We start from the raw sequence: 25,851 nt of genomic DNA, 5'->3' as shown, positions 1-25,851 counted from the left end.
GTAGAATGAAAGGACAAGGCTCCGGGGCAGATGCTCGGGCGTCAGTCGCGCCCGGCCCAGCCTGTGAGTCTTCCTCTCTTAGCCTATGATCCAGAAATTACAATGACAGGCTCCGGCCTAGAATTCCGAAAACCTAATCGATTTAAAAGAATTGAATCGATAGCCGAAGCCCAGCAATCGATTGAATGGAACTCAAGCCGCCTTGGCGATATCATCAAAGGCGATCAGCTTTTCCAGCAGACGGCGCATATCTCCGATGCGAACCATATTCGGCCCGTCGGACGGCGCATTGTCAGGATCCTCGTGAGTCTCGATGAAAAGTCCGCCGACGCCAACCGCAACAGCCGCGCGCGCCAGCGTTTCGACAAACTCCCGCTGCCCGCCGGAGGAACCGCCCTGCCCGCCGGGTTGCTGTACGGAATGCGTGGCATCGAACACGACCGGCGCACCCATGGCAGCCATGATCGGCAACGAACGCATGTCGGAGACCAGCGTGTTGTAGCCAAAGGATGCGCCACGTTCGCAGAGCAGCACATTCGGGTTGCCGCTGGCGTTGAGCTTGTTGAGGACGTTTTTCATGTCCCACGGCGCCAGGAACTGGCCTTTCTTCACGTTGACCACGCGGCCGGTCTTTGCGGCAGCGACAAGAAGGTCGGTCTGGCGGCAGAGAAAGGCCGGGATCTGCAGCACATCGACCGTCGGAGCCACGGCGGCGCACTGTTCCTCTGTGTGGATATCGGTCAGCACCGGAATGCCGTATTCCTTCTTGATGTCGGCAAAAACCTCCATGGCCTTTTCCAGGCCGATGCCGCGTTCGGCCGAAAGCGAAGTACGGTTCGCCTTGTCGAAGGAGGATTTGTACACAAGACCGAGGCCAAGCTCGCGGCAAAGCTCGACAAGCTTTCCGGCGATCATGAAGGCATGGTCGCGGCTTTCCATCTGGCAGGGGCCGGCAATCAGGGCGAAGCGACCCTTTTGCGAGAAAACAGCCTTTCCGGCGCCTTCGCCGACGATGACTTCGGAATTGGTCGGATTGCTCATGCTTGCTCCTCGAAGACGAATAGGACGCCCTGCCCCGGGGCCGGCGCCACGATCAGGCGCGCGCCCAGTTTTTGATAGGCGATGGCATTACCAGCGAGACAGGCTTCTGTCACGCCGATATCGCGGCAGTGAAACACGACGGCTGCACCTTCAAGGCCCCGCCCCTTGCGGCTCGAGACACCACCGAAATGCGCAGTGAACCCTTCCGGCGTCAGCGCATCAACGGTGGCATTTGCGGCGACAAGCGAGATGCCAAACGAATGGGCCATGACATCTCTCTGGCAAAGGCCGATTTCGAGAAGGTACTGGAAATCGCTGGGATTGTCCTCGACCAGCACGATGCGCGAAATGCCGACAACACCATTGTCATGCACCAGCAATGCGCCCCGATCGGTTGGCAGGGCATTGATCCTCTGGCAGGCGAACAGGAAGAAATCGGGACCGCGCAAATCTGCGGCGAAGGCAAGCGTGAAGGCCGCATTGATCTCGCGACCATCGGGAAAGCGCATGGGCCTGGCAAATTCCAGAATGTCACCTGCGCCGAAACCGTCGCGCCGAAAGCGACGATCATCTGCCGAAGCATCATCTGATTTCACGACAATGGCAGACAGCCCCTCACCCTTTCGGAACCGGAAGGCCTGATCTCGCGCCACAAAGACATTGCCTGCCTTGGCCGCGGCCTCGCAGTCCTCGCGACCGGCGACAGCCAGAGGCTCCAAATAGGTGTCATCCGCGAAAAACACGCAGGCGTTTTCGGTTCCGAACGGATGGACCGCATCAGCGGAGACAGTGAAGCCGAGCGCCGACAACCGCGCTCTTGCCACGTCCAGCGACCCTACCGGCAGGACAAGATGATCGATCGCCCTCGGCGCCTGATGTTGCGTCTCCATATCGATCTCTCCCGTTATCAGCATCCGCCCTACCTAGTGCTTGTGACGCCCTTGCGAAAGGGCGTCGATGCTTGCCTTCAGCTCGGCGATCTCCTGCCGGGTCTCCTGCAACTCCTTCAGAACATGCAGATCGATCTTGCGGTGCAGACCGAGCACCTCGATCTCCGCCTTCAGATTGATCTCATAATCCTTGGCGGCCATGAACCGGTCGCGCTCTGCCTGGCGGTTCTGGCTCATCATGATGATCGGCGCCTGGATGGCGGCGAGCATGGAGAGAATCAGGTTGAGAAAGATGAATGGATAGGGATCCAGCGCTTCCGTTGCCAGGACGACGGTATTGAGGACGACCCAGACCGCCAGGAACAGCAGAAACCCGATGATGAAGTTCCACGAGCCGCCGATACGGGCGATCGCATCGGCCAGACGCTGGCCCGTTGTGGACACAGCCAGGAAGTCCTGCCCGGCATCGGTCGAAAGGGTGCGTTGTTCACGCGCGTGGCGCAGCACCTTCTTTTCCGCCGGATTCAGTTCATGCACAGCCTTGCCGAACAGCGTCTTTTCCGTGTCCACCGACATCAATCACGATCTCCATTGCGATTCGCGGTCAGTTCTTGCGCCAATAATCGGCAAAAACAATGGGCGACGCCGTCACATACAGCCAGTCACAGGATTTCGGAGCGATTCGGCCGAACTCTGTCGGCCGGTGACCTGCAGCCGTTCAGATCAAGAGATGTCTATTTGGGAAATCCATACTTCTCGGTGATGCTCCAGAAAGACTGGTTGATCCTGATCAGTGACCGGATGCTCTCACGGATCCGCTCGATTTCCTGATCGTCGAGTTCTTCGATCTTGCCGTATTTGATGTCGTCCCGGCCTTCGAAGATTCGCATGGACTGGGTCAAGCCGCGACCGCTGTCGGGATCAAACGAATAGATACAATGGTTGTATTTGTTGCGAAGCTTTGCCTCTTCCGACAAGCGTCTCGTTGAATCCAGCACATCGGCGCGACAATCGGCCGGTGTCTTTTGCATCTTGGCCAGACGCTCTACGAGATCAATGCGCGCCCGTGGCGTATTCAGCGTCAGAAAGATGACGATCGCCGTCTCCTTGTCCGATTGGGCAAGGCCGGCAATCATATGGATCAAGAGGCTTTCGGTGTTGGTCCACGTGTAGTTCAGCTGCCCGATCAGCAGCAGCACATCCTGGAATCTACGCATCTCCGCCTGAGACGGGATTGCTGCCCGGCCGTTGGAACTCGCCGGAGCCTGATCCGCCTCCCTCCCTGTCCCTGTGTTCGAAATAGAGCGCGACCGCTTCGGTTCGATTGTGGACGCCAAGCTTGGTGATGATGTTGTGGATATGGATCTTGACCGTGTGTTCGGACAAGCCGAGTGCCGCGGCGATGATCTTGTTCTGGTTGCCCAAGGCTATCCTGGCCAGGATCTCGTTTTCACGTTTGGTCAACTGGTGCATGATCTTGCCTTGGATTTCTTGCACAGGGTGCGGTTTCGCCTCGTCGTATGAGCCTTGCTCCTCGTTTCGCCAGCTGAAGCTTTCTTGATTTCGATAGGCGATCGACGGGAAGTACGTTCCTCCCCTCAGGATGATCCGCAGCATTGAAAGCAGAACATCGAGGCTGACATTGAGAGGCAAAACGCCTTTGACGTGGCTGGTATCGACGAGGTGAAAGCGCTCCACGCTGCCACGCAGATCACTGTCCGTGACGATGGCGATAGCGGCGTTGGGATGCTGTGCAAGCAGTTCGCCGGCACAATCACTCAGTTCGTGTGCATGCAGCAGATCGACAAGCACGAGCCGTAGCGGAATATCGAACTCCCCCAAAGCCGATAACAGGCTGACGCTGTGCGAAACCCTGATGAAGGGAAATTCTCGTTGAATGGCCGCAGCCATTGCCCCCGAAATAACATCCGGCGGACCAACATACAGAAGTGTTCGAAGATTTGGCATCGCCTCCAGAGAAGCCGCCAAATCCGCGCCACCGCTTCCGACGTGAGGCGCAAGTTGTTTCATGCAGCATGCCTCCCCGAAAATACAATCACAGAGTGCACAAGCCGGTGCCACCTCCGTTCCTTTAGAAAACGGTAAACCAAACGGCAACGGTTGGGAATAGTCCGAACGATCTACTGGGCGCGCCACTAGACATCATGAGCGACAACATTGGCGCAGCATATTGCAAACGAAGCGGATTCCAGCGCGCGTCGACAAGTACAAGTCTAGATCATCTACACAAAACGAGGGGGATTCGGACCGCAGCCTACCTCTTTTGATCCTGATCCACGACCAAATGCCAGAGTCGCGCGACACAATCCGCACAGCGCGCTTTCTAGGTATGTCAGGTTTTTCCCGCGGGTATCAACAAAATTGCTCAACTCTGAGAAGAGTATCGATCAAGTCTGTTTCATTGTGAACCACAGACAAGATTAGACTGACAATCGCGCAAAGCATGTCAGCAACGATCGATTGCACGGATTGTCTAGACCTCCGCAAACAATTGCTGCACTGCACATTACTAGCTCCATGTATCAGCTTATCTTCTGGCGCCAACAGGCACAGACTTGAGTTGAGGCGGCGACTTGGTTGTTCGCGTTGGGCATGCCTTTCCAAGAGACGGCCCGAACAGAGATCGGCACCTCACAACCACAGGCAGGAGGAGAACTTCACCAACATCGACAATCGTCGCACAGGCGACAGTGAAAATGGCCTCGTGAGGCAAATCGTCTTTCAACCGCAGATCAATCCGGAATTCGCATGTGAAGACCGTATAGAAGATGAATAACGGTCAAACAGTCGCGGAATCCGATGACGGAGGATACGACTATGGGTAAGCCGAAGAATAACTACTACGATCATGACGACGACAGTCAGGATCAGGAACAGTCCGAAGCGCAGGCACAGGCCCAACTTGAAGCGCAAGCTCAGTTTGAGGCTCAAGCGCAAGGACAGGGCCAAGGTCAGGGACAGGGGCAAGGTCAGTACCAGTCCAGTGAGTCCGAAAACCTCAATGGCAACGGCAATGGCAACCTGAATGGCAATGGCAATGGGAACCTCAACGGTAACCTGAACGCCAATCTCAACCTCAACGAAAACGTCAGCACCACGACCGTTACTGTCGGCGTGACCGTCGATGCCGGGCTTGAAGGCTATGTGCCCAGCGACGATGACTTCGCCGATATCGACGTTTCCAAAGGCTCCTCGGTGGAGGGCCTGTTCAACGTCCAGTTCAAGGACATCATGAACGATGCCCTTGACGGCGCCGGCAATGACGTCGGCAATGTCATGAACCAGATCGCCAATCTCCAGGACAATGACAAGCTGGAGGAAGCCGAAGTCAAGAATGATGCCGCCTTCACGGTGAACGCCAAAGCCAATGGCGGGATTGCCAAGGCCGAAGACGGCATCAATGGCGGCGGTGAAGGCGGAAACGGCGGAGGCAATGCAGACGCGGACGGCGGCAACGGCGGCGACGGCGGCAACGCTCTCGGCGGCACTGCTCTCGGCGGCATCGGTCTCGGCGGTCTGGCGCTCAGTGGCGCTGAAGGCGGCGAAGGCGACGGCGGCGATGCAGACGGCGGCGAAGGCGATTCCGGCAGCGCGGACTCAGGGGCCGCACTTGGCGGCATCGGTGTCGGCGGCAAGGGCGGCAACGGCGCTGAAGGCGTTGGTGTCGGTCTGGGCCTCGGTCTTGGTCTGGGTGCCGGCCTGGCATTGGCTGGCGACGGCGCCAGCGGTAGCAACACCACGGGTGACGGCGGTGAAGGCGGCAACGGCGGTGACGCCGATGGCGGCGACGCGGACGATGCCGGCGACAGCGAAGCAACGGGCGGCGAAGGCGGCAACGGCCTCGGTCTGTCGCTTGGCCTGATCAATCCGATCCTCATCGACAACGAAGGTGGTGGTGCCGGTAGCGGAGCCGGTGGCAGCAATACCGGTGGCGCAGGTGGCGGCGGCGGTGCCGGCGGTGCCGGTGGCGGCTCTGGTGCAGCAACCGATTCCGGTAATGGTGGCGGTGGCGGCGATGCCGGTGGACTGGGCCTTGGCCTCGGTGCCGGTACAGGCGCTGGCCTTGGCGTCGGTGGTGACGGCGGTGCCGGTGCAGCTGGTACCGGCGGCGGCGGGACTTCTGGCAGTGCGACCAGCGGAGATGCTTGGGGCGGGGATGCCTGGGCAGAAGGTGGTGACGGCGGCAGCGCTCTGAGCGGCGCCTGGACAGCCGGCACCGGTGGCGGAGCAGTCGGTGGCTGGGCTCTCGGCGGCAACGGCGCTCTTGGCGGCGACGGTGGCACTGCGACTACCGGTTATGGCGGCGCAGGCGACGGCGGTTCTTGGGGATCGGGCAATTCCGATGACGGCTATGTCACCGGAACCAGTTCGGCAAGTGCTGACGCTGGCATCGACACCAGTGCCTTCAACCAGGAAATCGTGATGGGTGCCAACCTGCAGCAGAATGCAATCGACATGACAATCGTCGGCGGCAGCCTGACCAGTACGGTTGTTGGCGAGGACGGCGACGACGGGGTGTAAGGGCCGGGATCGCATTTAGCCAATTATAGCAAAACGTCACGGGGCTGCGCAGGCTTCCTGCGCAGCTCGCTTGTGCCTCATGACAGGCGGTCATTGAGGCACCTCAGGAACAAGGAGTTACGGCCTTGACGATGATGGACAAATTCACCGAAGAGATCAGCCACTTTATCGGCTTCTTCCATATCAGCGTCGAGAATGCTCGGGCTCGGGAGGCTTATAACGAATTCGCCTTTACCAAGGCCGATGTCGATGTGGAGAAGCTGCCGGTCCATACGAGCGATTTTGCGGCGCCCTTCGATCTTCTGGGGTTTGAGCCTGATTTCGGCTATCGTGCCCCGGCACCAGACCACTGGTATGTCCTGACCAAACCGGTCCAATCACAGTCGTTTTCCGATGCCAGAACCTTCGGCCATCACATTGACGGCCGGGTCCTGCCGGATACGCCAAACTACGGTTTCAATACACCGATCGACTCGGTGCACTATCTCTATCCAACCCCGGAAATTCTAGCGCCCGGCTCGGTCGTCAACCATTTCAACCAGGCCATCTCGCTGTCCGACGACGATTACTTCAGCGTTGGCGGGCACGGACTGGCGTTCAATCCGGAACCCGTCGGTGACGCTGCCGTGCTCGAAGGCTTCGAAGAGGCGGCTGCGCTATCGCCTCTGGGCGACCTCGAACGGCCCGGATCAAGCGCGGACATGATCGGCGTTATCCAGACAGTCATTGACCAGCTGGAAGACGTGCCCGCAGACAGTGACGCGGTTCAGATTAACCTCAGCGCGACGTCGATCGACGGCATCTATGTCAACGGCGAACTTGTCGAGGAGGCTCCGAATCTCGACGACTATCATTCCTTCGACAAGGATGAGAGCGACGGAGACGATAGCGCAGAGGATGACAGCGAGGGAGAAGAGGGCGCAGACGGCGAAAGCACCAATACCTGGACCCAGGACGATGGCACGGTCGCCATCGAGGTGTCGGTGGAAGTCCATACCGGCGGCAACACCCTAATCAACAATGTCGTGCTACAGAATTTCTGGACCGGTGCGACCATTACCATCGTTGCCGAAGATCATGTCGAAGTGAACGCGATCGTTCAAATCAACGCGCTGTGGGACACCGACGCGATCACGTCAGCGGTCAGCGACTGGACCCATGACGCCGCCACGAACGAGATGTTCAATATCGCAACGTTCGATCATCTCGACACGTCGAACGGATCCGAGCCTGGCGCGAGCGGCAACGACGACTATCCGGCTTTTTGGGCGGTTACCGAGATCCATGGCGATCTGATGATCGTCAACTGGCTCGAGCAGATCATCTTCATGAGCGACGACGATGTCGGCATTCTCTCCTCGTCGGGCGTCACAACAAGCGTGATCGCCGGCGACAATTTCGGCGTCAACCACGCTTCAGTCTTCGAACTGGGTTTTTCCTACGATCTGATCATCATTGGCGGTTCGATCTTCGACGCGAACATCATCCACCAGATGAACGTGCTGTTCGACAATGACTATGTCGGCGCGACGGCTGATTTCCAGACATCAGGCGAAGGCTCCGTTTCCTCATCCGGCAACCTGCTCTGGAACCAGGCTCGCATCGGCACGATCGGCGATGCCGACCGGTTCGACAGCCTGTCGCAGGACCAACTCGGCACATTGGCCTCGTTTGCAAATGGCGATGGCAGCATCTCGCCGGATCTAATGTCCGATGAGGCCTTTGCGGGACTGCAGGGGTTGCGGGTCCTCTATATCAGCGGCGACCTGATCAACCTTCAATATATTCGCCAGACGAACATCCTTGGCGACAGCGACCAGATCGCGCTGGCGATGGATGCCATTGCACCCAATCTCGATGCGAACTGGACAATCGAAACCGGATCCAATGCACTGCTGAACAACGCCACGATCATCGACCTGGATTCCGTGGGGAAGACCTATGTCGGCGGTGAGCAATATTCGCAGGAAACGCTCTTCCAAGCCGAGTTGATCTCCGGGCAACCGGACTTCGGCAACCCGGATCCCGATGCGCTGGTCAACGAAGCCATACTTTTTCTCGACGATTCCATGCTCGCTCCAGACGATCACTCGACGGCATCCGATGCCTCCTGCATGCCGTCCGACTATGACGGCCACACGGGTGATGGCGTGAACGGCATGATTGGACATTAAAGGGGACATAAATGTCGGAAATCCGCAAACGCCTGGAGCCACCGATTGAACCAACAGAAAACAGGGCGGGACCGAGATCGCCACGGCTGGAAGCATCGAATGATACGGATGGAACCTATGCAAGGCTCGAACGGGCCGTCGAAGATTATCTGAAAGCAGAGGTCGGCAATCCCAAGCCGCAATCGGCGACGTCGGCCCAGCCGATCCGCCCCCCGCAAAACCTGCGGGTCGCCTACAGCCAGACAGATACGCCAGAAACGCCCTCGCCAGAAACTCCCTCGCCCGAGCCGACCACCGAGATCAGGCAGGAACCGCAGCCCGAACCTGATGCACCGCAGAGCCGCCCGCTCGAATCGAGAGCCCCGGACGGCATGAAGGTGATCGATGGAGATTGCGGCCCGGTGAAGGCCGAAACAACCACCACGGACAATCCGGCATCCCCCCGGGGCGGCAAGGGATCGGGTGGCGGTGGCGGTGCGTTCCACAAGCGGCTCGGCCAGGTCGATTTCAATGCCAGCCTGAAGGCCGGCATCCATGCGGTCAAGCGCAACCTGTTGATCGTCATGGTATTCACTGTTGCGAGCAATGTGCTGGTGCTGGCCATACCGATCTATCTGTTCCAGATTTCGGACCGGGTGCTGACCAGCCGCTCGACCGATACGCTGATCATGCTGACGATCGTGATCGTCGGTGCCATCATTCTCCAGTCGGCCTTCGATGCATTGCGCCGTTTCATACTGATGCGAACCGCCGTGGAGGTTGCAGCCCAGCTCGGGGCGCCGATCCTGAGCGCGGCAGCGCGGGCGTCCCTGCAGGGCAATGGTCGTGAATACCAGACGCTCGGAGACCTGCAGCAGGTCCGCTCGTTCCTCGTCTCGCGGACGCTGCTCGCCTTTCTCGATGCCCCGATCGCACCGCTTTTCCTGCTCGCGGTTTTCCTGATTCACCCGCATCTCGGCTACATCGTCGTGGTCACGGCGATCCTGCTGCTGATCTTCACCCAGATAAACCAGCGCATCACGGCCGTGCCATTTGCGGACGCCAACACCGCACAGATCAAGGCCAACCTGCATCTTGATTCGATGACCCGCAATTCGCAGATCATCAATGCACTGGCGATGATACCGGAGGCGGTGCACATCTGGGGCAAGGATACGGCCGCATCGCTGAAGGCGCAGGTGATTGCGCAGGACAGGAACATCGCAATCGCTGCGGTCTCCAAAGGAATCCGTCTTCTGACGCAGGTCACGATGCTCGGCTGGGGTGCCTACCTTTCGATCCAAGGTGAACTCACCGGTGGCATGGTCATCGCGTCCTCGATCATTGCCGGGCGTGCGCTGGCGCCGATCGAAGGTGCGATCGAAGGATGGAACCAGTTCAGCCAGTCGCGCGCCGCCTATGGGCGGATCGCTGCGCTGCTGAAAGCCTCACCGCTCAATTTCGAGCGCCTCAACCTGCCGAAGCCCGAGGGGCGGCTGGACGTGGAGCGGCTGCTCTATGTGCCTCAGGGCACCAAGCGGGTCGTGCTGAACGGGATTTCGTTTGCTCTCCAGCCAGGCGATTCGCTTGCCGTCATCGGCAATTCCGGTGCGGGAAAGACCACGCTCGGCAAGATGCTGGTCGGCTCGATCCTGCCGACATCCGGAAATGTACGGCTGGACCTGATGGACCTTCGCAACTGGGACCAGCGGCAGTTCGGCGAAAACATCGGCTACCTGCCGCAGGACGTGCAGCTCTTCCCCGGAACCATCAAGGCCAATATTGCCCGGATGCGCTCCGATGCCGATGACGAGCAGATCTACCGCGCCGCCATGCTGGCCGATGTGCACGAAATGATCGCGGGCCTGCCGCATGGCTATGAAACGATGGTGGCTGCCGACGGCTCACCCCTGTCGGGCGGCCAGAAGCAGCGCATTGCACTGGCCCGGGCCTTTTTCGGCGACCCGCATCTGGTGGTTCTCGACGAGCCCAATTCCAACCTCGACAGCGCCGGCGACGTGGCCCTGATGCGCGCGCTTCAGCATGCCAAGGAGCAAAAGATCACCATGATCACCGTGACCCAGCGCCCTGCCCTGCTCAACAGCGTCGACAAGATCCTGCTCTTGGTCAACGGCACCGTCGCCTTGTTCGGCATGCGCATGGATGTGCTGAAGGCATTGCAAGCCCGCGGCATCGACATCGAAGGCGGTTCATTCGGCCATCAACTGCAATAGGAGGCGACGTGCATGGTAGACATCGCCAAAGTCCACGATATCGAGTGGTATTCCGACGTGCCACGGTCGATCAGCAAGCAGACGATTATCGGCCTCGTTCTGATGGCCATCGCCTTCGGCGGGTTCGGCACTTGGGCATCGACCGCGCCGCTTGCCGCTGCGGTCATTGCCCAAGGCAGCTTCGTCGCGACCGGCCAGAACAAGATCCTCCAGCATCTGGAGGGTGGCATTATCGAGCAAATCCTCGTCAGCGAAGGCGATCAGGTGGTCGAAGGACAGGCTCTCGTGCAACTGGACGAGACTGCGGCCCAGGCGAAAAAACGTGAACTGTTCCTACGCCGCATGCGACTGGATGTGACGGCGGCGCGGCTGACCGCGCAGTTCGAGACCGTCGAGAAACTGGATCTTTCCTCGTTGCTGAAAGAACACCGCGGCGATCCCGACGTCTGGGCGATCCTGGTCAGCCAGCAGCTGAATTTCAGGGCGCAGCGGCAAAAGCTCTCCAGCGAGAGCGCCTTGCTGCAACAAAACATCCGGGCACTCGAATTCCGCGAAATTGGCTATACAAGGCAACGCGATGCGTCCATCCGCCAGCTCGAACTGCTGAAGGATGAATATGCCGCAAAGCAGATCCTGCTGGAAAAGGGCGTGGCCCGGGCCAACGAGGTCAAGGCTCTGCTGCGGGCCATCGCCGAGGCGGACGGCCAGATCGGACGGCTTGAGGCGGAAATCGCCGAGACCCAGGCACAACGGACGAAGGGCGAGCAGGAAGTGTTGCGCGCGGAAAGTGCCTATCGCGAAGATGCACTCGAGCGGCTGCAGGCCATTCAGAGCGAGCGCGACATGGTGCGGGAGCAGTTGCGGGAAGCGGCCAATATCCTCGAGCGCGCGACAATCAATGCGCCGGTTTCCGGCACCGTCGTCCGGATCCACTATCACACCAACGGCGGTGTCATCGAAAGCGGCAAGGCAATCCTCGAAATCCTGCCCGCCGGCGTGCCGCTGATCATCGAAGCTCAGATCCCGCGCAACGACATCGACAGCGTCAAGCTGGGCCAGTCGGCCACCATTCGGCTGGTTGCCCTGAACCAGAGAACGACGCCCGTGCTCAAGGGCGATGTCTTCTACCTGTCGGCGGACGCGCTGCAGCAATCCGGCAATACGTCGACCGCCCCGCATGACGTCTATCTCGCCCGGATCAACATTCCACCAACGGAACTGGCACGGGTTCATGGCTTCACGCCGACACCCGGCATGCCGGCCGAAGTGATGATCCAGACCAACGAGCGCACCTTCTTCAACTATATCGCCAGACCGATTACCGACAGCATGTCGCGCGCCTTTTCCGAACAGTGACCCATCAGCGACCGGGGGCTACACCAACCCCGGTCCAATACTTGCGCCACAGGACAGACCGCTGCCGTGAGCCCTGTCCGCACGGACTTATCAACGCACGATGCCATCGACCCGGAACACCGCACCGTCGCTACGATTGAAGACGGTGTCTATGCCGACGGCTTTGGTGCGCCGCGGCCACCCGAGTAAATTGGCATTGGCGATTTTTTTCGCAGTCGGTCAGCAAATCACATGCAAAGTTCACGGAAATTTATCCCCTTGCGGAACACATATGGAACATATAGTGTCTGTTCTGTATTTGTTTCACCAATTGGGGCATCGCATATGCTGACGCGCAAGCAACAGGAACTGCTTCTATTCATCCATGAACGGATGAAGGAATCCGGCGTGCCTCCCTCTTTCGACGAAATGAAGGACGCACTCGATCTGGCGTCGAAATCCGGGATTCACCGGTTGATCACGGCACTGGAGGAGCGCGGCTTCATCCGCCGCCTGCCGAACAGGGCTCGAGCGCTTGAAGTCATCAAGCTGCCGGAAGCCTATACGCCGAGCCTGCAGCCACGGCGCGGCTTTGCGCCCAGCGTGATAGAAGGCAGCCTTGGCAAGACACCGCCGGCACCAGCTGCGCCGAGCAAGTCGTCCCCTGACGGCGGATCCGCATCGGTGAGCGTTCCGGTCATGGGCCGGATCGCCGCAGGTGTTCCAATCTCTGCCATCCAGAACAATACCCATGACATCACCGTACCGGCCGAGATGATCGGCTCGGGCGAGCACTATGCGCTGGAGGTCAAGGGCGATTCGATGATCGATGCCGGCATTCTCGACGGCGACACCGTGATCATCCGCAATGCATCCAACGCCAATCCCGGCGACATCGTCGTGGCCCTGGTTGACGACGAAGAGGCTACGCTGAAGCGCTTTCGCCGGCGTGGGGCATCGATCGCGCTGGAGGCGGCCAATCCGGCCTACGAGACGCGCATTTTCGGGCCAGACCGGGTGAAGATCCAGGGCAAGCTCGTCGGCCTCATCCGCCGCTATCACTGACGGGTCGTGCCGGCGTCTGCTCGTCTTTTCGGTCGCGCCATTTGGCCTGCTCTCCCCCGGTTCCGCTCCATGTTGCCAGACTACTGCTGGGAAAGCAGGTCGGCCGAATGGCTTTCGGCTTGCGAACCGTTTTGCCAATCATACAGGCGGTGACGCGTCCAGGGACGCGACGGACCGGCAAAGGAAGGGACGATCGTCAGCGTGCGGCTGGAGCGATCACGAAGGAAGATTTCGAGGGTTCCGCTACTGCGCAGACTGTCAGCCGAAATCAGCCGCGCGCCGGACCGGCAGTCGTCAAAACCCGGGCGCTGGGAAACGATGACAAGATCGGCTAGATCACAGGCGATGCCCGTCACCTCGTGGCGGTCGAGCGTGATGATGCGCCAACCGTCAAGCACGGCGGCGCAGGCGCTCTTGGTGCAGGTGAAATACCGGTTGCCGGCTGAGGCGAGAAGATCTTCGAGCCGTTGACGGGCCACAGAGATTTCCATTTCCGACAGAGGCGTGCGCCTTGGCCTGTCCGGCGAAACAGCGTCGACTGCAGGACCGGACATTGTCTGTGGCGCAATCGCGGCGGTAACGCCGAGCGCGGGCTGCCATTGATCGAAGATGAAAGCGGGCGGGCGGATGCGGTTGGTGGCGATCCGATCACCCTCCGTCGGCGTTGCTGTCGTGCCCGGCCAGAATCCTACCAACCGCCCGTCTTCACTGACGACCAGATCGGCCCTCGGCTTCTGGTTCGAAAGGGCCGCCGCCAGCAAGGTGACGGCCATCACGACGGTCCCCGCATGACGCAAAGGACTGCGCAAAAGCGTCAACAGCAGAAAACCGGCAACGGTCAGCGGCAGGAGCCAGTCCGGTTGACGCGTGAACGCGTAACCGTCACCCCATCCTGCAATCTCCCGGGCGACAAGCAGGACCCATTCGAGGCCGTAGCCCATGACAATTAGGAATGGGGCGTCGAGCCCGAGCGGCATGAGAATCATCGCAACAAAGCCTGCCGGCATCACAATCAGAGATATCAACGGCATGGCAATCAGATTGGCCTCGAGGCTGTGGGTCGAAAGCCGATGAAAATGGTTGATTGCAAATATCGCCGTCGCCAGTCCGCCGATCAGGGAGGTCGCCAACGTCCCGCCGAAAAAGCGCCCCAAGGTCGCAAGCACGACGTATTTGCGCGCGCGAAAGCGTGGAAGCAGGTGTCTGGGTCTCGATCGCCAGCCAGCGTAACCGGCGATCAGCGCCGCGGTGGCCGCAAACGACATCTGGAAACTGGGGCCCAGCACGGCAGAGGGCTGGACGATCAGGATGATGGTCGCGGCCAGAGCAAGGTTGCGCAGGCTGATCGCGGGACGGTCAACAAGCACAGCCACCAGCATGATCGAAGTCATCAGATAGGCCCTCACTGCCGAGACCTGATAACCGGAAATCAGCACATAGCCGGTTACCGCCAGAAGTGCGCCAGCCGCAGCGATCTTCTTCACCGGATAGGCCTGGGCCAAGACCGGAAACAGGCTGAGGCTGGCGCGCAGGCCGACAAAGAAGATCCCGGCAGCGAGCGCCATATTGAGGCCGGAGATCGCCGTGATATGGGCAAGGCCGGACAGACGCAGCGCTTCAGTTGCACCCTTGGACATCGACCGCCTCTCACCGGTGATGATCGATGCGGCAAATGCGCCGGGATCGCCTGGCACAACGGTTCGAATGCGGGTGGAGATCTGGTCGCGCAGCGCAAACAACTGCCGATCCAACACCTGCCAGAATTCACCCCAGTATTCGTAGCCGGTTTGCGGTCCCGATTCAGTCCATGGCGGCCCCGAAAGCGAGGGCGTGAGCCGCGGCGGAGTGACCGCCGCGGGTGGGCCGAGAAAGAAGCCAACGGCACCGATACCGGAAAAATAGCTGGCAAATGCGAAATCGTTCATTCCGGGCAGCGCGGGGCCTGACGGCGGCGACAGGCGGGCACGTCCGGTTGCCGTAGCACCAATCGGCAGCGGCTCATGGCGGCTGCGGGCAAGGATGGAGATGCGCTCGGGCGGGCGGCGCAGTTGCGGCTCAAGTGTACCCGTTAGCCGCATGACATAGCGCCATTCCCCGGCGGCTCCCGCCTCCCGACGTTCGACCACCCCGGTAACGATCGTCACCACCGGCTGGTCGAGCACAGTGGTTGCGACGCTCCGCGTCTGCCATTCCGCAAGCAGCATGCCGGCACAGAACAATGCTGCAGCGCAAAACATGGCATGTGCTGCCGATGCAGGCGCATTCTTCACCCCGATGCCGGACAACAGCACTGCAAAAATGCAGACTGTAACGGCTGCCGGTGGTGGCGCAGGGAGGACGAACCAGAGCGCGGCCCCCGTCCCGAGGCATACCGGTACGAAGTGAAAAAAATGGCCGTGGCGCGCTTCAAGCGCGAGGGCGGCCGTGCATACCGCGGGAAGCCTTTCACAGCGTGCGCGCCAGTAGATCAGAGGCGAGTTGGTCCGTCTTGCAGCGACTGCCTGCCGTTCGACCGCAGGCGACCTATCGGGCAGCGCCGCACCGCCTTGCGCGACTGCGTCGGCCATTGCGGTCTCGCTCTGCGCCAAGTCAGACACGTGCAACCCGTCCCTCGCCACTGCCGGGAAAAAGCCCCGTTAAAGCCCAGAGACTAAAGGTTTTTCATCAACAATCAATGCGTGCATAAAGGCCAGGTCGGAAAGCCTTTGCAACTTCAAACGATTAGAACCGATCGGTTCGATTGTTGCCGATTTCGCGATGCACAATTTGCCCTTTGGATAGCTTGGCATTAACTTCCGTATCATATAGCTACATCCATACGCTTAACCGATGGCGCCTTTTATCGAGACGCCGTCCCGCCAATTCCGGAGGATTAGCATGACGGACAAGAGCGCTTCTTTGAAACTCGGCGAACAGACGGTTGACCTGACCGTCAAGGGTGGAACCATCGGCCCTGACGTGATCGATATCGCTGCCCTGTACAAGCACACCGGCGCCTTCACCTACGACCCGGGCTTCACCTCGACGGCGTCGTGCGAATCCAAGATCACCTATATCGACGGCGACGAAGGCGTTCTCCTGCATCGCGGCTATCCAATCGAGCAACTGGCCGAGAAGGGCGACTTCCTGGAAGTCTGCTACCTGCTTCTCTATGGCGAACTGCCGACAGCCGCCCAGAAGAAGGACTTCGACCATCGTGTCACGCATCACACCATGGTGCATGAACAGATGAGCCGTTTCTTTACCGGCTTTCGTCGCGACGCCCATCCGATGGCGGTCATGGTCGGCACGGTCGGCGCGCTCTCGGCCTTCTACCACGACTCGACCGACATCACCGATCCGCACCAGCGCATGGTCGCTTCGCTGCGCATGATCGCCAAGATGCCGACGATCGCCGCCATGGCCTACAAGTACCATATCGGCCAGCCCTTTGTTTACCCGAAGAACGACCTGGACTATGCGTCGAACTTCCTGCGCATGTGCTTTGCCGTTCCTTGCGAGGAATACCAGGTGAACCCGGTTCTCGCCCGCGCCATGGACCGCATCTTCATCCTGCACGCCGACCATGAGCAGAACGCATCGACCTCGACCGTTCGCCTGGCAGGCTCCTCGGGTGCCAACCCGTTCGCCTGCATCGCGGCCGGAATCGCCTGCCTCTGGGGCCCTGCACATGGCGGAGCCAACGAAGCGGCACTCAACATGCTGATGGAAATCGGCACCGTTGATCGCATTCCGGAATACATCGCCCGCGCCAAGGACAAGAACGACCCGTTCCGCCTGATGGGCTTTGGCCACCGCGTCTACAAGAACTACGATCCGCGCGCCAAGATCATGCAGAAGACCATGTACGAAGTGCTGGAAGCGACCGGTCATGGCGACGATCCGCTGATGCAGGTCGCTCTGGAGCTCGAAAAGATCGCGCTCAGCGACCCGTATTTCAAGGAAAAGAAGCTCTACCCGAATGTCGACTTCTATTCCGGCATCACGCTTCGCGCGCTTGGCTTCCCCACGACCATGTTCACCGTTCTGTTCGCGCTCGCCCGCACCGTCGGCTGGATCGCCCAGTGGAACGAAATGATCGAGGATCCGCAGCAGCGCATCGGCCGCCCGCGCCAGCTCTATACCGGCTCGCCGCAGCGCGACTACCTGCCGGTGCCCAAGCGCTGATCGTCAGCAATTCTGGACTTCAATGCACGAAGGCCGGCGGAGATGATCCGCCGGCCTTTTCCATTTTCCAGTCAGTGGTTGGAGCGGCGGCATTCGAAGGCCTTGTCCATTTCGCTGACGGCGAGAACAAGCAGGGAGATGCCGAAAAGTAGAAGCCAGTCGGTTGCCGCGATCGGGGCTATGCCGAGCACATCGCTCAATCCGGGCAGATACATGGCCGCAAGGTGCAGCGCCTGTGAGCCAATGATGCCGAGCAGCAAATACGGATTGGTAAAGGGCGACTGGCCGAAGACAGAGCGCCGTTCGGAGCGGCTGGCTAAGCACTGGACATTCTCGAAGAGGATAAACAGGACGAGCAGGAGATTGCTTGCCTGGATCGGTGCCATGCCGGTATTCAGAAGGGTATAAAACACGGCAAAGCCGCCGAGGCCCATGACCAAGGTCGCCACGACCAGACGGCGCAGCATCAGACGGTCGAAGAGTGCCTCATCCGGCCGGCGAGCCGGGCGGGTAAGCTCATCGCCTTCCGCGGGCTCTGTCACCAGTGCCACGTCCTGGACGCCATTGGTGACAAGGTTCAACCACAGAAGTTGTACCGCACTGAGCGGCATGGGCAGACCGAGCACCATGGCAAGCAGGAATAGCAGGACCTCTGCTGCACCGGTCGCAACGAGCATGAAGACGACCTTGCGGATATTGCCATAGGCTACCCTGCCCTCGACAATGCCGGCAACGATGGAGGCAAAATTGTCATCCGTCAGGATGATGTCGGCACTCTCCTTGGCGACATCCGTACCCTTCATGCCCATTGCCACACCCACATGCGCATGCTTGAGCGCCGGGGCATCGTTGACCCCATCCCCGGTGACCGCAACAAAGTGACCGTTGCGGGCCAGCGAGCGAACGATGGAAAGCTTCTGCTCGGGCTTCACACGGGCGAAGACACGGATGCGGCGTGTCAGCTGATCCAGCACACTTTCCGCCTCTGCCAAAGCATCCGCCACCTCGTCGCCCGTTGCCACGGAACGATCATCGACCGGGATACCTGCCCTGCCGGCGATCACCCTTGCCGTGCGCGGATCGTCACCGGTCACCACGACGACACCAATTCCGGCGGTCTCGCAGGCGGCGATAGCGGTTGGAACCTCGGGCCGGATCGGGTCCTGCATGCCGGCCAGTCCGAGGAAAGTCAGATCCACCAGCAGATGGCCGCCGAGACCATCGCGACCGACATGCTCCATCTCGCCTTCGGCAAAGGCGAGCACGCGCAGACCATCGCAGGCCATTTCGGCGATCTGACGCTCCAGCAGATGCGGATCGAGTGCGACCACCTCATCGCCGAGTTGCATGCTGGAACACATGGCGATCAACCGCTCCGGCGCCCCCTTGGCAAAGATGCGAAGCCGGTCTTCTGAATGATGAAAGGAAGCTGCATATTTCTGCTCCGGCTCGTAAGGCAGGCGCCGATGCAACGGAAATTCTTCTAACAGACTGGCTTTCGACATGCCGGCCTTGTGGGCGGCGGTCAGCAGGGCGATATCGACCGTGTCACCGCTCGGACCCCACAAGCCGTCACGGCCCGCGAGCTCGGCTTCATTGGGCAGACTTGCAGCCCGCAACAACAGCGATACGGCTTCGCTTGCCTTGACATGGTTGCCATCCCGGCTGCGGATCGCGCCATCGGGAGCATGAGCACCGGCATCGATCACCCAATGGGTTTCATCGGGCAGTCGGATGTCGGTGACGGTGAGTTCGTTCAGCGTCAACGTTCCCGTCTTGTCGGTCGCGATCATCGTGCAGGAACCGAGTGCCTCCACGGCCGGCAAATGACGGACTATGACATGGGCTTTCGCCATGCGACGCATGCTGATGGCCAGCGCCACGGTGATCGCGATCGGTAGCCCCTCGGGTATGGCACTGACGGCCAGGCCGACGGACATGGTCAACAGGTCCACCAGGGGCATCCCCCGCCAAAGGCCGCCCAAGACCAGAACGACGATCGCCACACCGACCGCATAGGCGATATGGCGGGTAAACTGCTCCATCCTGATCATCAGAGGCGGCCTGACACTGGCGGGAGCCTGAACGGCCCCGGCAATGCGGCCAAGTTCGGTGCGGCTGCCTGTCGACCGAACACAGCCCGTCGCCCGCCCGCGTGTTATCATGGTCCCGGCATAGGCGAATTCGCCGACAGATTTGGACACCGGTCTTGATTCGCCCGTTAGCGAGGCCTCGTCACATTGCAGCCCTTCCGCCGCAAGCAGTTCGATGTCGGCCGGCGTCCTCTCGCCGCTCTCCACGAGCGCGATGTCTCCCGGCACCAGTTCAACGGCATCCAGCCTTTGGCGCACGCCATCCCGCATAACGGTCGCCTGTGGTTGCTCCAAGGCTCTCAACGCATCCGCCGATTTTCCTGCAGAATACTCCTGAAAGGCGCCGATCATGCCGTTTATCACAAGCACGATCGCAATGAAGCCGGCGTCTGTCGCCTTGCCAAGCACAAGAGAAAGACCTGCGGCGGCAAGCAGGATATAGATCAGCGGACTTAAGAACTGACGCAACAAGACGGTGAAAAATACTGGCGGCGGCGCAACGGGAAGACTGTTTACGCCCCACCTTGCTCGCGCATCGGCCACCTGAGCGTCATTCAGGCCGCGGGAGACATGCGGGGCGACCTCACGCATTCGTGTGTCCGTCACGGCATTCCAACCCCGGTTTCGACCATCTATCCTCGCAGTATAAATGCGCCACGCGCCGGCCGCTTTGCGCGATGTCAAGCGGTTGGAACTTGCCGGTGTCGGAGACGGGCCGGCCGCGCCGCTGGCCCTTCGCCAGAGGTTGCAGGCTTTTCGCCAAACGAGCCTTCATTTCCTCGACGGTTTGATTTAAGGAAGTCCACCCGCTTCGCCCGATGCGAAGATTTGTCATGAGGTAATTGCGTTCCGATGCTCGTCATTTTGAGAAAAGCTTCCCAAACCCTGGTCGCCAAAGTGCTTATGTCGATGCTTGTCATCTCATTCGCAGTCTGGGGCGTTTCCGCCTCCCTGTTCAGCACAACCTCGAATTCCGTGGTTACCGTTGGCGACCAGACAGTATCGGCAAGCGACTTCGCATTTGCCTATCAACGGCAGGTCACCGAACTCAGCCGACGCTTCGGCACACAGCTGACCACGGAACAGGCACGCGCGCTCGGCATCGAAAGCCAGGTATTCTCGCAGCTTGCAGCCGGCGCAGCACTTGACCAACTGGCATCCGACATGAATCTCGGACTGTCACAGGATCGCCTGGCGCAGCTGATTGCCGAAGATCCGGCATTCAAGAACGCTGCCGGTGCTTTCGATCGCCAGCTGTTTGCCTCGCGTCTCGCCAATGCCGGCCTTCGGCAGGACGACTATATCGAGGAGCGCTCGAAAGTGGCGATCCGCAGCCAGATCGTCGACGCGACGGCAGATGGCTTCACCGCACCGAAGGTCCTGGTCGACGCGCTGAAGGCCTACCGCTACGAAAACCGCGACATCAATTACGTCCTCCTGACCAATGCCAATATCGATCCTGTCAAGGCACCAGACGATGCAACACTTTCGGCATGGTTCCAGACGGCCAAAGCAGGATACCGCGCGCCCGAATATCGCAGCTTCACGTACGTGAAGCTGGAGCCTGCCGACATTGCCGACAAGGCTGCAATCACTGACGACGCGATCCGCGCCGACTACGAAAAGCGCAAGGCCAGCTATGAGATTGCTGGCACGCGCACGATCGAGCAACTCACGTTCGAGACGCGCGAGCTTGCAGACGCCGCTGCCGCTGAACTCGCGTCCGGCACTCCGTTCGACCAGCTTGTGTCCGACCAGGGCAAGACCGCAGGCGATGTCCTGCTCGGCGACTTCTCGCGCGACAAGCTGCCGGATGTCACGCTGGCCAACGCCGCCTTCGCTGTCGCCAAGGAAGGCGGCACGACGCCTGTGGTCGAGGGGGCACTGGGTCCGGTGATCCTGCGCGTTACCAATATCAAGGAAGGCCGTACCCGGACGCTGGACGAAGTGAAGGAAGAAATCCGCGAGGCGCTGGCGGAATCTGCCGCGATCGCCGATATCACCACGGTTCACGATCAGTTCGAAGACCTGCGCGCCGGCGGCACGACGCTCAAGGAAGCGGCCGAACAGCTGAAGCTCAAGCCGATCACGGTCGATATGATCGACCGTCGCGGTCTGGACGCTCGTGATACGGAAGTTGCAGGCATTCCGGAACGGGATGCGCTGCTTGCCGAAGTCTTCCGGACCGATATCGGGGTCGAGGCTTTGCCGGTCAATGTCGGCAATAGCGGCTACATCTGGTTCGACGTGACAGACATCAAGACGGAACGCGATCGCGAGCTGGCCGAAGTGCGTGAAAAGGCCGTTGCCGACTGGACCGCGGAACAGCAGAAGATTGCACTTGGCGCCAAGGCCGAGAGCCTGCGCAAGCGGGTCGCCGATGGTGGAAAGCTGGAAGATGTCGCCGCTGAACTTGGCCTTGCGGTTGAAAGCAAGGCCGGCCTGACACGCCGCAGCGAAGACGCCGTTCTCGGTTCAGCCGCCATCGTTGCCGCCTTTGGCGGCCCGGTTGGCACCGTTGCAAGCGCTGCGGGCGCCGACCCGACGACGCAGATCCTGCTTACGGTTACCGCCGTACGCGATCAACCGAGCGGTAGCGTGCTGAACAATGAGGACGAACAGATCGTGTCCATGGCCAATGCCGCTGGCGACGACATTCTCGACCAGATGGTGACCCAGTTGCAGTCCGACTACGGCGTGACCTTCAATCAGGCGCTGGCCCAGCAGGCCATGGTCCGCTAACAGCAGCCCGGGGGGAGCAAAAATGTCCGGCTTGAAGCCCTTCATCGCGAAGATCGCCACCCGTCAGTCGCTGACACGCCAGGAAGCGAGTGATGCCTTCGAGATCCTGATGTCCGGCGAAGCCAGCGCGGCTCAGATCGGCGGCTTCCTGATGGGGCTTCGCGTGCGTGGAGAAACCGTCGACGAAATCGCCGGCGCCATCTCCATCATGCGCCAGAAGATGGTGACAGTGGAAGCGCCGGCGGACGCAATCGACATTGTCGGGACCGGTGGCGACGGCACCAATACCTACAATATCTCGACGCTTGCAGCCCTGATCGTTGCCGGTGCGGGCGTCCCCGTTGCCAAACATGGAAACAGGGCCCTGAGCTCGAAATCAGGAACGGCCGACGCCCTTTCGCAACTTGGCGTCAAGCTGGACATCGATCCCGACACGATCGCTCGCTGCATCCGGGAAGCGGGCATCGGGTTCATGTTCGCACAACTGCACCATCCGGCCATGCGCCATGTCAGCCCGACACGGGTTGAGCTTGGAACTCGGACGATTTTCAACATCATCGGACCGCTTTCCAGCCCGGCCAATGTCAAGCGGCAGCTGTTCGGCGTCTATTCGCCGGAATGGCTGATACCGGGGGCGGAAGCGTTGCGCGATCTCGGACTGACGAGCGCGTGGGTCGTCCATGGCAGTGGCCTCGATGAAATCACCACCACCGGCCCGTCGCAAGTGGCAGCGCTGAAAGATGGCGAGATCACCACGTTCGAACTGACGCCTGCGGACTTCGGCGTGCCCACAGTGGGGCTGGACGCCATTCGCGGCGGTGATGGTGCCGTCAATGCGGCAGCGCTGCTCGATGTGCTGAACGGTGCAAAGACCGCCTATCGCGACGTGGCTTTGTGCAATGCTGCAGCCTCGCTGATCGTGGCCGGCAAGGCCGCCGACATCACCGAGGGCATGCATCTCGCCAGCCAGTCGCTCGACACCGGTAGCGCTCGCGCAGCGCTTGACAAGCTGATTGCCATTTCCAATTCCGCCGTGTCGAGCTAAGCTTCAATCATGACCGACATTCTCAAACGCATCGAAATCTACAAGCGCGAAGAAATTGCAGCGGCCAAGGCTGTTCGCCCAATCGACACTCTCAGGGCGGCCATCGAGACACAGAGCGCACCCCGCGGCTTCTACCGATCTCTGGTGAAGGCACAGGCCGAAGGGCGTTTTGGCCTGATTGCCGAAATCAAGAAGGCAAGCCCCTCAAAGGGTCTGATCCGCCCCGATTTCGATCCGCCATCCCTGGCCGCGGCCTACGAGGCCGGCGGTGCCGCCTGCCTGTCGGTGCTGACCGATACGCCGAGCTTTCAAGGCGCGCCGGAATTTCTTGGTGCGGCCCGCGATGCCTGCTCGTTGCCGGCGCTGCGCAAGGATTTCATGTTCGAGCCATACCAGGTCCTGGAAGCTCGCGCCTGGGGCGCTGACTGCATCCTGCTGATCATGGCATCGCTGTCGGATGACCAAGCCGCCGAGCTCGAGGCTGAAGCTGTGGCACTGGGCATGGACGTGCTGGTCGAAGTGCACGACGCCGAGGAAATGGAACGGGCCCTGAAGCTCGCCTCACCGCTGATCGGCATCAACAATCGCAATCTTCGCACGTTCGACGTCAGCCTGACGGTCAGCGAAGAGCTCGCGCCAATGGTTCCGGCCGAAAGGCTGCTGGTCGGCGAAAGTGGCATATTCACCCATGCAGACTGCAAGCGCATGCAGGCGGTCGGCATCACGACGTTCCTTGTCGGCGAAAGCCTGATGCGCCAGGATGACGTCGCGGCAGCGACACGGGCCCTGCTGACCGGCACGTCCGGAGCGCTGGCCGCCGAATGAGCAGCGACCGGCCGGGCCTCACCCATATCGGCGCATCCGGCGAAGCGCATATGGTCGATGTCGGAGACAAGGCCGAGACGGTTCGCGTGGCGATGGCCGAGGGCCAGATACGCATGGCAGCCGAGACGCTGCAAATCATCCGGGACGGCAATGCCAAGAAAGGCGACGTGATCGCCACGGCGCGCATTGCCGGTATCATGGCGGCAAAACAGACCTCAAACCTCATTCCGCTGTGTCACCCGCTGATGCTGTCGAAGATCACCCTCGACATCAGCGAACTGCCACTGCTGCCGGGCCTGCGGGTCGTTGCAACCGTCAAGTTGACCGGCAAGACCGGTGTCGAGATGGAAGCGCTCACGGCCGTTTCCGTGGCATGCCTGACGATCTATGACATGGCAAAGGCCGTCGACAAGACAATGGAAATCGGCAGCATCCGCGTGCTGGAAAAGACAGGCGGAAAATCAGGCCCATTCCGCCACCCGGAGGCTGAATAGATGTCACTTCTCCCGGTCGAGCAGGCGCAGGCTCGACTGCTGTCCACGGCCAGACCGATCATCGATGTCGAACATCTCCCTCTGCATGCCTGTGATGGCCGTGTGCTCGCGAGCGATCTGGAAGCGCGGCTGACACAGCCTCCCTTCGATGCGTCCGCCATGGATGGCTATGCGCTCAAGGCAGCGAATGCGGCTGACCCCGGCGCTGTTTTGCGCGTTGTCGGCGGCTCCGCTGCCGGTCATGCCTTTGCCGGCGTGGTGAGTGATGGGGAAGCGGTGCGGATCTTCACCGGCGCCCCCGTACCCGAAGGGACGGATGCCGTTCTGCTACAGGAAGATGCTGAAAAGCTGGATGGGGGTCTGATCCGGACCACCTTTCCGGTTACCGTTGGACGTCATATCCGGCCACGTGGTCAGGACTTCCGGCAAGGCGATATCGCTCTGACCGCGAATACTGCTGTCGATTTCACCCGCATCACGCTCGCCGCTGCAATGAACCACGCATCGCTGCCTGTCTACCGCAGGCCACGCGTGGCGATCATTGCGACGGGCGACGAACTTGTCTCGCCGGGCAACCAACCGGGCCCGAGCCAGATTATCGGCTCCAACACCTTCGGCATTGCCGCACTGGCGAGGGCGATCGGTGCAGACATAATTGATCTTGGCATTGTCGCCGATGATCGCGACATGATCACCGATGCCATTGTAAAGGCACAGACGGCTAAGGCCGATGTCGTGGTTACGCTGGGTGGTGCATCGGTCGGTGATCACGATCTCGTCCAGTCGACCTTTCTGGCGGCCGGTATGACGCTCGATTTCTGGAAGATCGCCATGCGACCGGGCAAGCCATTGATGGTCGGCAGTCTGGGGGAGACACACGTACTCGGACTGCCTGGAAACCCAGTGTCGAGCATGGTCTGCGGATTGCTTTTTCTCGAGCCGCTTCTGGCCAAGCTCGGCCATCGACCAGCGCACAATCGCATGACGATGGCCCGTCTTGCCGCTCCGCTCGCCGCAAACGACCAGAGACAGGACTATCTTCGTGCAAGTCTCTGCCGCGGCCCCGCAGGTGAATTGCAGGTAAAGAGCTTCGGCAAGCAGGATTCGTCGATGATGAATATCTTCGCGCAGTCGGACTGCCTGATCGTGCGCCCGCCGCATGCACCGGAATTGGCCTCCGGCGAACTCTGCCCTATCCTGACGCTCCGGCCGTTTTCCGGCTAGG

Annotated in this window: 18 protein-coding genes; 11 read left to right on the top strand and 7 right to left on the bottom strand. The window is 60.4% G+C overall.

The window, feature by feature from the left end; genetic code table 11:
• Window positions 1-192: 192 nt before the first annotated feature.
• The 5 genes from kdsA to IM739_RS12230 all read right to left on the bottom strand — a co-directional run bounded on the left by kdsA (window position 193) and on the right by IM739_RS12230 (window position 3,962).
• Window positions 193-1,041, bottom strand: a complete 849-nt coding sequence (gene kdsA / locus IM739_RS12250) for a 3-deoxy-8-phosphooctulonate synthase (protein WP_237368010.1) — start codon at window positions 1,039-1,041, stop codon at window positions 193-195.
• The gene (locus IM739_RS12245; RefSeq protein WP_237368009.1) at window positions 1,038-1,931 is read right to left on the bottom strand and encodes a VOC family protein; all 894 of its coding nucleotides are present in this window, start codon (window positions 1,929-1,931) and stop codon (window positions 1,038-1,040) included. The genes kdsA and IM739_RS12245 overlap by 4 nt, the downstream gene beginning before the upstream one ends.
• A gap of 33 nt (window positions 1,932-1,964) precedes the next feature.
• A complete protein-coding gene (locus IM739_RS12240) occupies window positions 1,965-2,507 on the bottom strand; it encodes a DUF1003 domain-containing protein (protein WP_237368008.1) in 543 nt (180 codons plus the stop codon).
• Window positions 2,508-2,665: 158 nt separating this feature from the next.
• Entirely contained in the window at window positions 2,666-3,148 is a 483-nt protein-coding gene (locus IM739_RS12235) for a hypothetical protein (RefSeq protein ID WP_007603983.1), read from the bottom strand.
• The gene (locus tag IM739_RS12230; protein ID WP_237368007.1) at window positions 3,141-3,962 is read right to left on the bottom strand and encodes a helix-turn-helix transcriptional regulator; all 822 of its coding nucleotides are present in this window, start codon (window positions 3,960-3,962) and stop codon (window positions 3,141-3,143) included. Before IM739_RS12230 ends, IM739_RS12235 begins: the two co-directional genes overlap by 8 nt.
• Before the next feature lie 807 nt (window positions 3,963-4,769).
• Between IM739_RS12230 and IM739_RS12225 the strand changes: the two genes are divergently transcribed.
• The 5 genes from IM739_RS12225 to lexA all read left to right on the top strand — a co-directional run bounded on the left by IM739_RS12225 (window position 4,770) and on the right by lexA (window position 13,260).
• Window positions 4,770-6,473, top strand: a complete 1,704-nt coding sequence (locus IM739_RS12225) for a hypothetical protein (protein WP_237368006.1) — start codon at window positions 4,770-4,772, stop codon at window positions 6,471-6,473.
• 131 nt (window positions 6,474-6,604) lie between these two features.
• A complete protein-coding gene (locus tag IM739_RS12220; protein ID WP_237371057.1) occupies window positions 6,605-8,647 on the top strand; it encodes a hypothetical protein in 2,043 nt (680 codons plus the stop codon).
• An 11-nt stretch (window positions 8,648-8,658) separates the two neighbouring features.
• On the top strand, window positions 8,659-10,860 hold the full coding sequence (locus tag IM739_RS12215; protein WP_237368005.1) for a type I secretion system permease/ATPase: 2,202 nt from the start codon (window positions 8,659-8,661) through the stop codon (window positions 10,858-10,860).
• A gap of 12 nt (window positions 10,861-10,872) precedes the next feature.
• A complete protein-coding gene (locus tag IM739_RS12210) occupies window positions 10,873-12,216 on the top strand; it encodes an HlyD family type I secretion periplasmic adaptor subunit (RefSeq protein ID WP_237368004.1) in 1,344 nt (447 codons plus the stop codon).
• A gap of 324 nt (window positions 12,217-12,540) precedes the next feature.
• Window positions 12,541-13,260, top strand: coding sequence for a transcriptional repressor LexA (gene lexA / locus IM739_RS12205; protein WP_237368003.1), 720 nt, complete (start codon window positions 12,541-12,543; stop codon window positions 13,258-13,260).
• Between the two features lie 80 nt (window positions 13,261-13,340).
• Here lexA and IM739_RS12200 read toward each other — a convergent pair whose 3' ends face one another.
• Complete coding sequence (locus IM739_RS12200; protein ID WP_237368002.1) at window positions 13,341-15,827, bottom strand: ComEC/Rec2 family competence protein; 2,487 nt, start codon at window positions 15,825-15,827, stop codon at window positions 13,341-13,343.
• Between the two features lie 310 nt (window positions 15,828-16,137).
• Between IM739_RS12200 and gltA the strand changes: the two genes are divergently transcribed.
• Window positions 16,138-17,427, top strand: coding sequence for a citrate synthase (gltA, locus tag IM739_RS12195; protein ID WP_113141305.1), 1,290 nt, complete (start codon window positions 16,138-16,140; stop codon window positions 17,425-17,427).
• 71 nt (window positions 17,428-17,498) lie between these two features.
• Here gltA and IM739_RS12190 read toward each other — a convergent pair whose 3' ends face one another.
• Window positions 17,499-20,111 (bottom strand): cation-translocating P-type ATPase, encoded by a 2,613-nt coding sequence (locus tag IM739_RS12190; protein ID WP_237368001.1) that lies wholly within the window; start codon window positions 20,109-20,111, stop codon window positions 17,499-17,501.
• 261 nt (window positions 20,112-20,372) lie between these two features.
• Here IM739_RS12190 and IM739_RS12185 point away from each other — a divergent pair, with 261 nt between their 5' ends.
• The 5 genes from IM739_RS12185 to IM739_RS12165 are packed head-to-tail and all read left to right on the top strand — an operon-like array spanning window position 20,373 to window position 25,850.
• Window positions 20,373-22,262, top strand: coding sequence for a peptidylprolyl isomerase (locus IM739_RS12185; protein WP_237368000.1), 1,890 nt, complete (start codon window positions 20,373-20,375; stop codon window positions 22,260-22,262).
• A gap of 22 nt (window positions 22,263-22,284) precedes the next feature.
• Window positions 22,285-23,307: an anthranilate phosphoribosyltransferase gene (gene trpD, locus IM739_RS12180; protein ID WP_237367999.1), complete on the top strand. Its 1,023-nt coding sequence runs from the start codon at window positions 22,285-22,287 to the stop codon at window positions 23,305-23,307.
• A 9-nt stretch (window positions 23,308-23,316) separates the two neighbouring features.
• The gene (trpC, locus tag IM739_RS12175; protein ID WP_237367998.1) at window positions 23,317-24,132 is read left to right on the top strand and encodes an indole-3-glycerol phosphate synthase TrpC; all 816 of its coding nucleotides are present in this window, start codon (window positions 23,317-23,319) and stop codon (window positions 24,130-24,132) included.
• Window positions 24,129-24,626, top strand: a complete 498-nt coding sequence (gene moaC, locus IM739_RS12170) for a cyclic pyranopterin monophosphate synthase MoaC (RefSeq protein ID WP_237367997.1) — start codon at window positions 24,129-24,131, stop codon at window positions 24,624-24,626. The genes trpC and moaC overlap by 4 nt, the downstream gene beginning before the upstream one ends.
• A complete protein-coding gene (locus IM739_RS12165) occupies window positions 24,627-25,850 on the top strand; it encodes a molybdopterin molybdotransferase MoeA (protein WP_237367996.1) in 1,224 nt (407 codons plus the stop codon). It abuts the gene before it with no gap.
• Window position 25,851: the final 1 nt, after the last annotated feature.

Origin of the sequence: Rhizobium sp. SL42 (assembly GCF_021729845.1) — a bacterium.
In the GTDB taxonomy this organism is placed as follows: domain Bacteria; phylum Pseudomonadota; class Alphaproteobacteria; order Rhizobiales; family Rhizobiaceae; genus Allorhizobium.
Note: the sequence above shows the minus strand (reverse complement) of the source record. Positions and strands in the feature narration are given on the sequence as shown.

Bases quoted from the DNA above. Each gene is read 5' to 3' on its own strand.
- kdsA (WP_237368010.1), bottom strand. From the start codon at position 1,041: ATGAGCAATCCGACCAATTCCGAAGTCATCGTCGGCGAAGGCGCCGGA.
- IM739_RS12245 (WP_237368009.1), bottom strand. From the start codon at position 1,931: ATGGAGACGCAACATCAGGCGCCGAGGGCGATCGATCATCTTGTCCTG.
- IM739_RS12240 (WP_237368008.1), bottom strand. From the start codon at position 2,507: ATGTCGGTGGACACGGAAAAGACGCTGTTCGGCAAGGCTGTGCATGAA.
- IM739_RS12235 (WP_007603983.1), bottom strand. From the start codon at position 3,148: ATGCGTAGATTCCAGGATGTGCTGCTGCTGATCGGGCAGCTGAACTAC.
- IM739_RS12230 (WP_237368007.1), bottom strand. From the start codon at position 3,962: ATGAAACAACTTGCGCCTCACGTCGGAAGCGGTGGCGCGGATTTGGCG.
- IM739_RS12225 (WP_237368006.1), top strand. From the start codon at position 4,770: ATGGGTAAGCCGAAGAATAACTACTACGATCATGACGACGACAGTCAG.
- IM739_RS12220 (WP_237371057.1), top strand. From the start codon at position 6,605: ATGATGGACAAATTCACCGAAGAGATCAGCCACTTTATCGGCTTCTTC.
- IM739_RS12215 (WP_237368005.1), top strand. From the start codon at position 8,659: ATGTCGGAAATCCGCAAACGCCTGGAGCCACCGATTGAACCAACAGAA.
- IM739_RS12210 (WP_237368004.1), top strand. From the start codon at position 10,873: ATGGTAGACATCGCCAAAGTCCACGATATCGAGTGGTATTCCGACGTG.
- lexA (WP_237368003.1), top strand. From the start codon at position 12,541: ATGCTGACGCGCAAGCAACAGGAACTGCTTCTATTCATCCATGAACGG.
- IM739_RS12200 (WP_237368002.1), bottom strand. From the start codon at position 15,827: ATGGCCGACGCAGTCGCGCAAGGCGGTGCGGCGCTGCCCGATAGGTCG.
- gltA (WP_113141305.1), top strand. From the start codon at position 16,138: ATGACGGACAAGAGCGCTTCTTTGAAACTCGGCGAACAGACGGTTGAC.
- IM739_RS12190 (WP_237368001.1), bottom strand. From the start codon at position 20,111: ATGCGTGAGGTCGCCCCGCATGTCTCCCGCGGCCTGAATGACGCTCAG.
- IM739_RS12185 (WP_237368000.1), top strand. From the start codon at position 20,373: ATGCTCGTCATTTTGAGAAAAGCTTCCCAAACCCTGGTCGCCAAAGTG.
- trpD (WP_237367999.1), top strand. From the start codon at position 22,285: ATGTCCGGCTTGAAGCCCTTCATCGCGAAGATCGCCACCCGTCAGTCG.
- trpC (WP_237367998.1), top strand. From the start codon at position 23,317: ATGACCGACATTCTCAAACGCATCGAAATCTACAAGCGCGAAGAAATT.
- moaC (WP_237367997.1), top strand. From the start codon at position 24,129: ATGAGCAGCGACCGGCCGGGCCTCACCCATATCGGCGCATCCGGCGAA.
- IM739_RS12165 (WP_237367996.1), top strand. From the start codon at position 24,627: ATGTCACTTCTCCCGGTCGAGCAGGCGCAGGCTCGACTGCTGTCCACG.